Origin of the sequence: Paenibacillus sp. FSL R5-0928, assembly GCF_037970385.1 — a bacterium.
Lineage (GTDB): Bacteria > Bacillota > Bacilli > Paenibacillales > Paenibacillaceae > Paenibacillus_AQ > Paenibacillus_AQ odorifer.
Map to the genome: position 1 here is coordinate 5843619 of NZ_CP150225.1, position 13628 is coordinate 5857246.

General features: G+C 43.1%; 9 protein-coding genes. 2 read left to right on the forward strand and 7 right to left on the reverse strand.

Annotated features, from left to right (window positions below; translation table 11 throughout):
* The first annotated feature begins 446 nt into the window (after nt 1–446).
* Nucleotides 447–1274, forward strand: a complete 828-nt coding sequence (locus tag MKZ16_RS26415) for a TerC family protein (protein ID WP_036679597.1) — start codon at nt 447–449, stop codon at nt 1272–1274.
* Between the two features lie 78 nt (nt 1275–1352).
* On the opposite strand, the gene MKZ16_RS26420 is transcribed toward MKZ16_RS26415, so the two are convergent.
* The 6 genes from MKZ16_RS26420 to MKZ16_RS26445 form a co-directional block, all read right to left on the reverse strand.
* Nucleotides 1353–3005, reverse strand: coding sequence for a response regulator (locus MKZ16_RS26420; RefSeq protein WP_339814934.1), 1653 nt, complete (start codon nt 3003–3005; stop codon nt 1353–1355).
* Nucleotides 2992–4755 carry a histidine kinase gene (locus tag MKZ16_RS26425; RefSeq protein ID WP_076099477.1) on the reverse strand — a complete coding sequence of 588 codons (1764 nt, stop codon included), beginning with the start codon at nt 4753–4755 and terminating at the stop codon, nt 2992–2994. Before MKZ16_RS26425 ends, MKZ16_RS26420 begins: the two co-directional genes overlap by 14 nt.
* Nucleotides 4756–4838: 83 nt before the next feature.
* Nucleotides 4839–5726, reverse strand: coding sequence for a carbohydrate ABC transporter permease (locus MKZ16_RS26430; RefSeq protein ID WP_076099478.1), 888 nt, complete (start codon nt 5724–5726; stop codon nt 4839–4841).
* A 19-nt stretch (nt 5727–5745) separates the two neighbouring features.
* On the reverse strand, nt 5746–6651 hold the full coding sequence (locus MKZ16_RS26435; protein WP_036679607.1) for an ABC transporter permease subunit: 906 nt from the start codon (nt 6649–6651) through the stop codon (nt 5746–5748).
* 183 nt (nt 6652–6834) lie between these two features.
* Complete coding sequence (locus MKZ16_RS26440) at nt 6835–8487, reverse strand: extracellular solute-binding protein (RefSeq protein WP_076099479.1); 1653 nt, start codon at nt 8485–8487, stop codon at nt 6835–6837.
* Between the two features lie 708 nt (nt 8488–9195).
* Nucleotides 9196–11568, reverse strand: a complete 2373-nt coding sequence (locus tag MKZ16_RS26445) for a YcdB/YcdC domain-containing protein (RefSeq protein ID WP_076103663.1) — start codon at nt 11566–11568, stop codon at nt 9196–9198.
* Nucleotides 11569–11681: 113 nt separating this feature from the next.
* Here MKZ16_RS26445 and MKZ16_RS26450 point away from each other — a divergent pair, with 113 nt between their 5' ends.
* The gene (locus MKZ16_RS26450; protein WP_081393314.1) at nt 11682–12677 is read left to right on the forward strand and encodes a serine hydrolase; all 996 of its coding nucleotides are present in this window, start codon (nt 11682–11684) and stop codon (nt 12675–12677) included.
* 148 nt (nt 12678–12825) lie between these two features.
* Here the strand turns inward: MKZ16_RS26450 and MKZ16_RS26455 are convergent, their stop codons facing one another.
* Nucleotides 12826–13602: a Cof-type HAD-IIB family hydrolase gene (locus MKZ16_RS26455; protein WP_076103665.1), complete on the reverse strand. Its 777-nt coding sequence runs from the start codon at nt 13600–13602 to the stop codon at nt 12826–12828.
* Nucleotides 13603–13628 lie beyond the last annotated feature (26 nt).

Consider the following 13628-nt stretch of genomic DNA (forward strand, 5'->3'; position numbering starts at 1 on the left):
ATGTTAGTTTATATAACCTAAATGTATCATGTTTCCGTTTCCATTTTTATTCAATCTCTGTTGATTTCCGTCATCATGTCATGTTTCTGGCCATTTTAATGATTCTTAAAAGATAGAATCCATTTATTTCTGCAACTTTTATTGACAATGACTTTCATCTCGTATATGATCTCTTTAGGCAAGAACACATTGAATAATCTTAAAAATTTAATATATCCCGTAAAGGGGAGTAGCTGTTAAATAAAGTCGTCAATACGAGAATATGAGGATATTCTCCGGCTTTATTGGCAATTCACATTGTTAGCGAGACCTTTACCAATCAGGTTAGACCTTTATTCCAAAGGCTAATCTGTTTGGTAAAGGTCTTTTTTATATAAATTTGGTTAAAATGGTAGGGTAGATATCTTTTGGTAGATATTTGCATTCAAAAAGGGAGGACAACAGTAATGGATTGGGGATTATTATTAGAGTACGGTTGGGTATTGCTTGTTCTGGTAGCACTAGAGGGACTACTCGCCGCAGATAACGCATTGGTATTGGCAATTATGGTTAAGCACCTTCCTGATGAGGAAAGAAAAAAAGCGCTGTTTTACGGATTAGCGGGGGCCTTCGTGTTCCGATTCGGTTCGCTATTTGTCATCTCCTATCTGGTCGATATCTGGCAAGTACAAGCCATCGGCGCGATTTATTTATTATTTATCGCGGGTAATCATATTTTCCGAAAACTGTTGTTTAAGAAGCCCGTCACAGATGAAGCTGCTGAAAGCGGCACTGACGGTGCGGTCAATAAAAAGAAATCCAGCTTTTGGTTTACTGTTCTGAAGGTAGAAGTCGCTGACATCGCCTTCGCGGTCGATTCCATCCTAGCCGCAGTTGCACTCGCGGTTGCTCTTCCTGCAAGTGGTCTTCCAAAAATCGGAGGCCTCGATGGCGGACAATTCCTCGTCATCTTTGCCGGTGGATTTATCGGTCTGGTCATTATGCGTTTCGCAGCTTCCTTCTTCGTTAAGCTGCTGCATTCCCGTCCAGGACTTGAAATTGCAGCCTTCTTTATCGTAGGTTGGGTGGGTGTTAAGCTGTCAGTCATTACATTGGCGCACCCTTCACTTGGTGTTCTGTCCGAAGATTTCGCTCATAGTACCTGGTGGAAAGCCACCTTCTACGTTGTGCTCGTACTCATCGCTGTAATCGGCTGGTTTATGAGTAGCCACAAGGTTGAAGAGAATGTTGGCGAGAATCCGGTTAGAGAAGTAGACAAACAACTCGGTAAATAATCGTTAAAATACAGCCACAAACAATACCCCGTAAGATGCACCTTCTGAACAGGTGTACGTCTTTCGGGGTATTGTTATTTATCCTCGTTTTTGCTCTCGATATTCCTGCGGCGTACAGCCAACGGTTTTTTTGAAGAATCGAAAAAAATAGTGCTGATCACTAAACCCGAGCTGGCCGGAGATCTCGTGCATTTTTAGAGCAGTTCCAAGCAACAGCTCCTTACTCAGCTCCACTTTTTTCTCCAGAATATAATCAGAAATCCCCTTCCCTGTCGTTCTTTTATACCAGCGTGACAGATAGGACGGATTAAGTGAGACTTCCTGCGCAATCCGGGTTAAGGACAAATCATCGGCCAGATGGGATTTAATATATTGGTGGATCATGGACAGGATATTCGATTCATCATGTTTATAGGTAGCGCTTCTGTTCGAGATAATCCATTCAAAAAACGTGTGATAAAAAGAGATGACGTCCGACCAGTGTGTATTGATATTAAAATATAACATACGTGATAAATTCATACCGCTATGGGCTTTTTCCGTTAAACCTAACTCTTGTAAAGTCTGCAGCAGGGTGTTACTGATCCCAGACATTAATCTTAATCTCAAAAAAGGATCCTCCGGCCCACCTTCCCCCGAGAGCTCCACCCATTTGCGAAAAGATGTGCCCCAATCGAGATCACCTTCAAGCAGCCGTTGTTTTAAATAGTCGAGCAGTAGTTCTGCTGTTGCATTTCGATTATGCATAGAACCTGGACTTGGGCTCACTTCCTTGGTATTTATCCTCAGCAGCTTTTCCATCCCAAGTCCGGGGCTATCAAAAATGGCTAATCGTAAACGGTTCAAGGCATAGTTCAGCTCATGCCAATGCACTTCCTGATCACTGGCGATAATAGACACAGATAGTTGCAGACATTTGCCACAGGCTTGCTGAACGGATTCCATGGTTCCATGGACGAAACGGAGCGTTTTTAACCAGAGCTCTTCTTCCTTGATTGAGGATACACTTTCACTTTTAGGCTGAACAAAACAAGCTATCGTCCCCGGGTCCAGATCCACAGCCTTAACTTCAACTTTGTCGCTGAGCAGCTCCTCCGCAATATTGGCTACCGCATAACGAATTAAGCTCCGGTCTGAAGCGGTTTCATAATTTCGCCAAGCCTCCATTCGCAGAATAATAGGCAGGACGGGTCCATCCGCTTTGAACGGGAGCTGAATGGCGTCAAATTCAACCTGTAAGCTCTGCCGGTCTATCCGTTCAGTGCGTCTTAGAATATCGTGTAATAATTGCTGCTGTAACTGGGGCAGAGCACGCGGGAGCTTATCGCGAAGCCATTGGCTTTTATAGAAATAATCCTCTTCTGAAGATATTTTCTCCAAAGTCAGCTCCACAGCGGCACGAATTTTATCCATCCCCTCTGTCTTCAATAAATAGTCAACTACACATGGATTTCGGATCGCCTGATGGGCAAAATCGAATTCATTATGTCCTGTCAGCAGAATTACTTTACAACGCGGCCAGCGGTCGACAATTTCCTGAATTAACGCCATCCCATCCATTCCTGGCATACAGATGTCACTAAGCACAATATCTATTTTTACGGTATTAAGCCAATCTATGGCATGATCCGCTGAATGAACCTTTATGATCTCCAAATCTTTAAAATCTGCCTTTACAAAAAATTCGTACAACCCATCCAAAATATTAGGCTCATCATCAACTATCATCATTCGTTGCATCCTGCACATCCCCTTTAAGCGGTAAATTGACTCTTACACAAAGCCCGCCCAAACAACTTCTCTCTGCCTGCAAGCCATAAGGAGAACCAAATTTGATCCTCAATCTCTGATTCACATTTAATAAACCCGTGATTTCCCCCTGAATAGCATTCTGCTCGGAGAACTGGCGCTGCAAGAGATTTAACTTGTCCTCACTAAGCGAGTCACCGTTATCTTCTATTATAATAGTCAGCGTATGCTCAACTTTTTCATAACTCATTTTTAATAGGCCATTGCTGCTTTTTTGCTTAAGCCCATGCTCGAATACATTTTCAATAATGGGCTGCAGGAGGACCCGTGGGACTTTGATGTCCCGGCAATCCGCTGCAATCTCATCTACTTCAGCTCTAATTCTCGCGCCAAAACGAATCCGTTGTATAGCCAGATAGACCAAAGCATGCTCCTGCTCTTGCCGCAAAGTAACCTCCTGGGCGGAATCCCGGGTCATGTACCGAAAATATTGCCCTAAATAATCAGAGAACTCCTTGATCAGCTCTACATTTTCCACCTCAGCCATCTGTTTTATGCTAAATAGACTGTTGTAGAGAAAATGAGGTGTGATCTGCGATTGTAAATGTTTAAGCTCCGCTTCCCCTGTCCGGATACGCTGCACGTAGTTCTCATCAATTAGTGTATTTAAATGCTTAAGCATCTCATTGAAACGAGAATATAGATACCCAAACTCATCCCTGCGGGAGTGAGTAATAAAGATCCCCGTCTGCCCCTGCTCCGCTTTCTTAAACCCTCTGATAAGAATAGACATCGGTCGATGAATCATCCTGTACGTCCATAAAGAGAACAAGATAATGATCACTATCGAGACAACGAACAACAGCCACAGCAGCAATGAGTACACATGAATCGGCTTCATGAGCACCGTGTTGGGAATATTTGCGGTCAGCCTAAAGTTATTGCTGTGATCGTAGAGCGAATAATAAAAAGAGTCATCATAACGATACCGCTGCACACTTACAGTCTCTTCACTATTTAGTGGTTTCTCTATGGGGAACAACCTGGGCTTCTGGTCAGAAGTTGATATCACATAATCGTTATTGCCGAAGGCCAACGTAATATCGCTCCCCCCTGATACAGCAAATTCTTTCAAACGCAACTCAAGCTCAGGCGAGGAAAGCTTCACTCCCAGCAAAAAATTAGGTGAAAGATTGCGATCCAGGTTATAGGGATTACTGCGCAGTAAATACAACTCGTCTTCGTATTTAGATAAAGCGCCCTTAAGATTGCCCATAGTGGCCAGCAGACTTTGCCATTCCTCATTGGTGACATCCCTAACCCCCACCACAGCGCTAACCCGCTTATTAATTTCTGGTACATAATACACAACATCACTAATATAAGGACTGGTTTCTTTGATTTGTTTTAGCTTGGTGTATATATTGTTCAGATTAGAATCCACTTCGTACCGGCTCATAATTGGAATACGGGTACTGAAGGTAGCCAGCGTTTCATCCTGAGAGTACTCCGTGACTAAGCCCGTTATCCGTTGCAGCTCAAATTCAAGATGGCTATAGTAAAAATGAACCTTCGATTCGTTCGCCCTCTCCACTTCAGCTTGCATTTGGTTGGAGCTATAGTAGGTAATAGATATACTCAGCGCACAGAGTGGAAGCATGACCAATAGGAAAGCTCCGATCAGCTTGATCACAATGGAATCGGGGTTCCACCCGATGGAGAATGATTTCATTGGAATTTTCCCCCTCTTCTATCGAATAATAATAAAGAAGGAGCCATGTTCAGGCTCCTTCTTATATTTAGGTCCAGTCCAGTTTAACCCTTTACACTACCCACGACTAGTCCATGCACAAAATATCTTTGCAGGAACGGATAAATCGCCAGGATCGGAATGATAGACAAGAAGATCTGGGAGGCTTGCGTTGTACGGTCTGAGATTTGATTTAATAACGCAGCTTGTTCAAAAGTAATATTTTCAGTCTGGATCGATACCTGCTGAAGTATGGATTGTAAATAGGTGGCCAGCGGATAATGTTCCGGGCTTCTCATATAAATCATACCATCGAACCATGCATTCCAGTGCCCCACCAAAGCGAACAACGTAATGGTCGCAATACTTGGCATAGATACCGGCAGATACACACTCCATAACGTACGTAAGTGTCCTGCGCCATCCATCCATGCGGCTTCCTCCAATTCTTTTGGCAAACCTCTGAAGAAATTGAGCATAAGCAGAACATTAAAGATCGGCACCGCGCCCGGTATAACAAGCGCCCAGATGCTATCCAGCAGCCCCATTTCTTTTACAATTAAATAGCCAGGAATCAGACCCCCACTGAAGAGCATCGTGAACACAAAAACCCAGGCATACACGGTCCGTGAGCGGAAGGACTTTGCCTCTTTAGACAATGGATAAGCTACTAGAATCGTAAACAACAGGTTAACGGATACGCCAAGCACTACCCGGAGCAGACTAGTTCCGAAGGAGTGAATGAACTGGTTGTTCTGAAGGATATATTTATAGGAAGAAAGTGTGAAATCCACAGGCCAGAAGGTTACGCTACCCGCGTTAACAGCTGCGCTGGAGCTAAAGGAGATCGCCAGAATGTTCACGATCGGAAAAAGACAAAGCACTGCGAGCAAAGTCAGAAATACATAATTGCAGCGGAGAAACCAACGATAAGCAGTTGAAGTATGGTGCATTTAGTCCACTCCTTTCTCTCTAAAAAATCCGATATTTAGCAAAACGATACGCCAGATAATAACCCAGCCCGATAAATACGAAGGAAACTACCGATTTTATCAATCCTAGTGCGGTCGATACAGAGTATTGAGCATCCTGAAGACCAATTCGGTAAATCATCGTGTCCAAAATATCGCCTGATTCATACACTAGCGGATTGTACAGGTTGAACACTTGGTCAAATCCCCCGTTCAGGACGTTGCCAAGACTGAGTGTAAGCATCAGGATCATAATCGGGCGAATGCCCGGAAGCGTAATATGCCAGGTCTGCTTCCATCTTCCGGCACCATCGATTACAGCAGCTTCATAAAGAGAGGAGTCAATGCTGGTTAAAGCCGCCAAATAAATGATCGTCCCGAATCCAAACTCCTTCCATTGATCTGTGATCACTAGTACGTATGGGAACCAGCTATTGTCGGCTAGAAATTGAATAGGCTGCATGCCTAGTGCTTTTAAAAGCATGTTGACAATCCCGCTGCTCGGAGACAGTACATCTACGATAATCCCGCCCAAGATAACCCATGAGAAAAAGTGCGGCATATAAATAATCGTCTGAATTGAACGTTTGAAGCCGTTTACACGAACCTCATTAAGCAATAAAGCCGCTATAACTGGCACGGTCAGGCCAGCAATAATTTTCATGACGGAGATAAATACAGTATTCCATACGACCTGTCCAAAACCGGGAAGCTCAAACAAATAACGAAAGTTTTCGAGCCCTGTCCAGTTCATATTCTTAAACCCTGAAATCGGGGAAAAATTCTGGAAGGCAATTACAAGGCCAGCCATCGGAATATAACTGAAAATAATGATTACTATTAAGGCAGGTAAAATCATTAAATGGAGCGGAATATTACGTAGAAATTGCTTAGTATTAAAGTGCATATGCTTTCTCCTCCTTGTATCTCAATTATAGAGCAGCCCCAAATTGCCTTAATAGTGTAGCGTATTGACTTTAAGTATCTTTTGTTGACCTGGTTATCGAACCGAATAGCTGCTCAGCCAAAAAAAGAACTGCCCGTTTGTCATTATCATGACTAGGGGCAGTCCTCTTCTGCGTCGTTTTTACTAGTTAGCTTTTACGATATCATTTACTTCTTTCGTAATTTGATCTCCACCGAGCTTTTTCCAGTTGGCTACGAATTTGTCGAATTCATCGATAGGAAGACTTCCGTAAATGATTTTGACGAAGGTCTCTGCACGCAGTTTATCCAAGGTAGCCGCTTTGCTGTTCATCGTTTTAGTTGGGGCATAAATGAACTCGTTCATCAACACCAAGTCATTGTCGCGGTAGTGTTTGATAACCGATTGTGAGCTAAGCGGCCCAAAGATCCGTTCCATATGCCATTTATCAAGATCTCCGCCGCGGTAGCTTTGAATATCATCATAGAATAATTTAGCTTCAAGGCCCATGTTTGAGGTATCCCCCGATTCAAGGGCTTTTTCCACTTCATCCTGTGCCTTTACATTTTTGTTCGGTGGCAGGTTGGATACAACCGCGTTTTGGAAGCCCAGACCTGTGTCCCCGTTCAAATATTTTGCCCGTTCTGTTTTAGCGGACTCCCCAAACATTTTCTCTGCTTGGAAGTTAAGCAGCTTGATCAATGCCTCCGGATGCTCGTAGCCCTTACGGACCGCGAATACGCCACCAATTGTAAGATGGTTTTGGGTTTTGGCAGGTTGGTCATCAATAGATTGTACTGGATAAGGCACCCAGTTAACATTTTGATCTTTTTTAATCATGTCCTTTACTTGGAAAGGGGCCCATTGCGGCAAAAATAACATACCGGATTTACCAGCATTCACATCCTCCATCGCTTTGGCAAAGTCTTTTACCCCAAACTCTGGATCAATGACTCCTTCTTTATACAATCTTTGCAGCTCCGCAAGTCCAGCTTTTACCTCCGGTTGAATCGTACCATTCACAACCTCGCCATCGGCATTTTTGATCCAAGTTTCCAGGTAGGCATGGTACCCGAGAAGAAACGCATTGATTGGCAAGTCCTTGTTCAACGAAATGCCGTAAGTGTCCTGTTTGCCATTTCCGTCTGGATCTTTAAATGTAAAGTCTTCTGCAATCTTAATAATATCCTGCATGGATGTTGGTTCTGCCAGACCCAGCTTGTCCATCCAGTCTTTTCGAATCCATATCATATCAGAGGAATCCAGCGAACCCGGGAAGCTTACCATCGCCATCAGTTTTCCATCTTTCGTAACCGGCTTTAGTCCTGCTCCGTCTTCTTCAGCGTAATATTCTTTGACAAGATCCGAAGCATATTTATCAAACACCCCGGTCAAATCCTCCAACATGCCAGCTTCATAAAGCTGCTCGAATTGCACCGTGGACACCTTTAACAAATCAGGCAAATCGCCGCTCGCCAAGGTAACGTTCATTTTATCGTTATAGTTGGCATCAGCCACAATCCAGTCATAGGACACTTTAATCCCAAGTTCTTCCTCGTATCCTCTGGTCCAGATGTTATTGGAATGTGTATCGCCCTGCGCCAACGTCTCTTTGCCTGTTTCGTTCATCGTGGAGCGAAGTTTGATCGGCGGATCATATTTGGTTAAAGGACCGCCTTCCATTTCCGTTTGCGCACTAGTGTTTCCCTCTGCGGAACTACTACTGTCTCCACTATTATTGCTGGAGCAACCACTGAAAACTAATGATAAAACAATGGCCGATGCCATTAAAGGCAAGCCTTTAATCTTACTTTTCATCTATTGAACCTCCCTTATTTTCTATATCCTAATTGTAAGAAGAAAGCGTTAACACAGCGAGTGTGAACCGTTTACATTCGGTATCTTTTCTTTACCTATTCATGTTCGCCTAACAAAGCTCCGCTTTAGGATCACTCTGATTATCATAATACTGTGAGATTGTAAGTGTCTATGTATTGGTAATTAATTACACAAAAAGAGGCTGATCCTTATGCTATCCCTTAAGAATCTTAGCCATCAAGATTACCTATAATGAGCCGGCGGTGCATAGTGTAGGAGGATTGCGCTGAGAATTGCGTTGTGGATCGCGCTGAGGATTAAATTAAGCATTGAATTACGCGGCATTACGCGTTTAATTGTATTTAGTACACTTATAATGCATCAAATCACTCGGACAAAGGATATAAGTGTATTTCGTACACTTATATTCTTGCTTTTCTCGCCGATAGGTGAATTCTCTAGTTTTTAGTTGCAGAGAATGCAATTAAAGATTCACATTCACCTTTTGCACAAGAAATAGCTGTATAGAATACAGTTATTTTCCGGATTCCAGCAAGAATCGGCGCACAAAAAAAATGCTGGGTGGAGACCGAAAACTGCATCTGCCAGATAGAGATGCTTCAGTCACTCCGCCGCGCTGCAAACTAAAAAACCAGGCAGCGCTTCTCCAATCGTCGGAGAATCGCTGCCTGGCTGTCTTTTTAACACTTATTGACCTATGATCTGATCAGTCTTTCCTTGCAGCTCCACTAGCTTCATGATCACCGAAGCCGCCAGCGCTTTTGTTACATTCTGCTGCGGATTAAACTTGCCGTTGTCATCCTTTAAGAGTCCCAATTTCACAACAAGAGCCACCGCCCCCTTATTGTTTATAGCTGAGCTATCACTAAACTGACTTACAGTCACATCTTTATCAAGATAAGCTGTAAGTTTATTGTATTTCAAGAAATTAGCCAGATGAACAGCAAGCTGTTCCCGGGTTAACTTACTCTCTACTTGCAGGCTTTCATCCTTATTGATCCATTTACGATCTGCTGCAAAAATAACAGCGTCATAATATGAATTCTCTGGCTTCACGCCTGCTACAGTTTTCCGTTCATTATTATTATAATAATTGGTGAAATTTGGGCTAGAAGCTTTGGCAAGATAGGTTAACCAATCACCGACAGTTATTTCTTGATCCGGGTTCACTTTGCCATCGGCATCCGGTGTAATCACATGGTGGTTTACCAATTCTGATAATTCCCGCTCTGCTGTATGGCCTTTGATATCCGTTGCAGATAGTTGAGCATCCTGCTGACCGAGATAATCATAGACCGCAATCCATTTTCCAGTGACTGCATCCAAAACCTGATTCAATCCGTTAGATTCATCAAAGGTTGTATCATATACCAGCTTCACCTTCGGTGCGACATAGTTTCTATAAGTATTGTATCCACCAACCTGAGTATACTTCAGCTTAGTCTGATATTTAGGTTTATAACTTTCGAGCGCTTCTTTCTTGGAAATTGTTGCATCAGGCGATAATGTGATTTCATCGATACTGCTTATCCGATTCCCCATGTAAGAAGTCAGTCTGCCGTAAAGATCCAAGCTTACCGTAATGGTGCTGCCACTCACAGGAATTCCTTGATGATATCTAATAAACTGATATCCATATCCTGATCCGTCTGAAGTCAAACTCAAATTATCCCCGTATTCTACCAGCTTTAGCTTCTGGCTCGCCTGAGGATATAGACTATTAATTATACTAAGCGCTTTCACCTTCGCTTCAGCCTCACTAAGCTTCTTACCTCCAGCAGGTGCCGGCTCTTCCTTCTTCTTATCCTGAATAGCACCATAAGCTTGAACCTGGTACTGCAATACTTCACCGGTCTTTGCATCGATCTCGGCAGAGGATTGTTCTGGAAAGCCAGCACCAACGTAACGATCATTTCCATTACTGCCCCAGTATAGCTGCCAGATTTTTCGATCTGAATCCTGATAGTCATTTCTCAAGGTTTGCGAGATCAATTTACGATCTGCTGGAATATAAGCAACCTTCTCTACAAGCTGTGCTGCTTCTTTTGCAGAAAGCTCTGTACTAGAACTTCTTGCCTGAAAAACATCCTTACTCTTCGCTACTTCTGAATACACGACTGAGGTGGATACGGATTCGTTTCCTTCATAATCTATCCGCTTGCCCGTTAATGCATCGATAGGATATAGAGACTGATCTATTGGACGCCAACCTAGAATCCAGTTGTTAGGTTTTCCGTTCTTATAAATAGGAATGTAAAATAGGCCCACATCAAACTGTTCCGCAAATTGCTTCTGTGCTTGCTCCAAGGTAATCTTGGGCTGTGCAGACGGGTACTCAAGCCCTTGAGAAGACTTAGAGAATTGCGTTACATTTCCGTTACCATCCACAACTATGTTAATGCTGTCCGATCCAGAAGGAATACCATTCTTCAGAATACTGAAGTTATACCCATATTGAACAGGACCGAATAATGATTCCGAAAAATAACTATAACCGACATTCTCATTTAATTGCAGCTCACTGCTCTTAACTGATGAGGCTGCCTTAGCCACAAAAGTCTTGGCGATCTCCAATGCCTGAGTCTGCGATACTTTCGGTGGATAATAGGACTCGTTCTTTTCCTGCGAGAATGAGAGATAGGTATTGATGATATCACCATTAATGGCGTCTACCTCACTGCTAAAACCATATCCCATATTCCCTTCTTGAACCTGCCACTGAATATGCCAGATCATTTGATTTGCTGGTGCTGGGTAGCTTTGGTTAGATCCCAGTTGAACATTGTTTACAGTTGCATCTTTTAGGGATGGGAATAGTTCTTTTAACTTTGCAATGGCTTGCTCCTGCGTGAATTTCACTTTTGTAGGATCAGCCTCAGAGTTCGTAGTCGTAGCTGGAGCCGCTGATTGCGTACTAACCTGCGTTACGGAAGTGTTGCTGCTAACAGATATAGAATCGGCTGCGGCTAAGCCAGGGGGTAAGAGTAACGCGAGTGCAACTGAAGTGATCAATACCGTTTTAGCCGTTTGATGAACAAAAAGAGTACTATTGCTTTTCAAAAGAATTCATCCTCCTCTAACACGTGATTCATATTATTATACAGATATTTTCTTGTATTTTCCATAATTATTTAACGACAGGAAATTACGACATTTTGGTGATGTGAGCTATAATGGTAAACAGTTGCAGCTATAATTCATCTAGAAAGGGGGTCACCGACATTACTGACTGGAACCTTCAGCCGCTTATTGACGGTATTACTAGCCTAGACATTCGCAGTTGTCTAATCGTTCAACATGGAGAAACCATACTGGAGCATTACCGTGATCCACAAATCGCTGCAGAGCTTGGCAAAATCAACTCGTGCACCAAAAGCGTACTTTCAGCCTTAGTTTGCATAGCCATAGATAAACTAATCATTCCACCTCCAGACACACCTATTTCTTTATTTTTTCCTTCATTAAAAGAAGATCGTGACCCACGTAAAAGAGAGATCACTATCGAACACTTATTAACGATGACCGGAGGCTTTAACTGGACAGAGTTCGGTGGGCAGAATTCTTTTCCGGCCATGACTAAAACCGCGGACTGGATAAAATACGTGCTTGCACAGCCATTAGCTCATACACCAGGAACCGTGATGACCTATAACTCAGGCTCCTCCCAGCTTTTGTCCGCAATCCTGCGTGATTGTTCTGGACAAGCGGTTGCAGAATTTGCCGAAGACCAGCTGTTTCAACCGCTTGGTATTCAAAGCTATCACTGGGAGAGCGATCCGCAAGGCATACATACCGGTGGGTTCGGACTTCATCTGAAGCCAGAGGATATGCTGAAATTCGGCTTACTTTATTTACAGGAGGGACGCTGGAAGAATCAGCAGATCCTTTTTTCGGATACAATTCAGCAATCCACTCGCCCTTACGTTGAAGCCAATCATCCGCAAAAAGGATTCTACGGCTGGCATTGGTGGGTATCCCAGTTCAATGCAGGTTCAGAACAGCAGCCGAACGAGATCCCTTATTATTTTGCACTCGGCTTCAAAGGTCAGCATATTATTGTAGTTCCTGCTTACGAGCTGGTTGCCGTTATCACCGCGGATAAGTACAAAAAAGGCTCTCCTGCAAATGTTTTCGGCCGGTTTATTGTACCTGCTCTTCTAGGGCAGTAAGAACCAGGAATCACATGCAGTTCTATGTGTGGATACCACACAATCCATAAAGCAGCCACAGCCATAGACTGATAAAGTCTTGGGCTGTCGCTGTTAGATTTGTACAAATGATTGCTATTAATTTTTCTTCAACTCGTTTGCTGCATGCTTAAATGACACCAAAATTCTTTAATGCGTAGGCTATCCCGCCTTCACTTGCTTTTTTTGTAACAAAATCGGCTTTTTGTTTTAACTGTTCCACACCATTTCCCATCGCAATGCCCAATCCCACATACTCCAACATGTCGATATCATTTCCACCATCACCAAACGCGATAGCTTCCGACTTGCAAATATTCAGATAATCCAGCACTTGTTTAATCGCAATTGATTTAGAAACTTTTGTTTCTTCAAGCACATTCATAACGTATCCGTGAAAACGTTCGAACCGTAATTCAGGAAATCTATCTTGGAATTTTTGCGCTTCATTTTCGTCCGCATACAAGCATATACAGTAAACCTCCTCTGGCAGAGCGCTCATTTTTTCGGGATATTGTGTAAGACTCAAAGTCTCCTTTAATGCCTTCATAACGCGCTCATCCTCGGAACCCATTCCGTTCATGGTTATAAGTTCGGTTAAATAGGACATGCCATGTCCGTTCAACTCAGCAAAAGCCGAGAGTTCCCGCACGGTTTCTGTTGAAAGCATTGATTTATAGATAACGTTATCCTTACATTTGATAAGCGCACCGTTAGCAGAAATAAAGGTATCAATGCCCATAGACTTGAACTCTTCACATAAGTTATGCGGTCTCCCTGTTGCAACTACGACATTAATTCCTCTCTCTATCAACTTCTCAATTGCTTCTATCGTGCTAAGCGGGATGCTTCTATCAATTTCACTTACTAGAGTACCGTCCACATCAAAAAATACAATCTTATACATATTATGAAATAAGCCTCCCCGTTCGA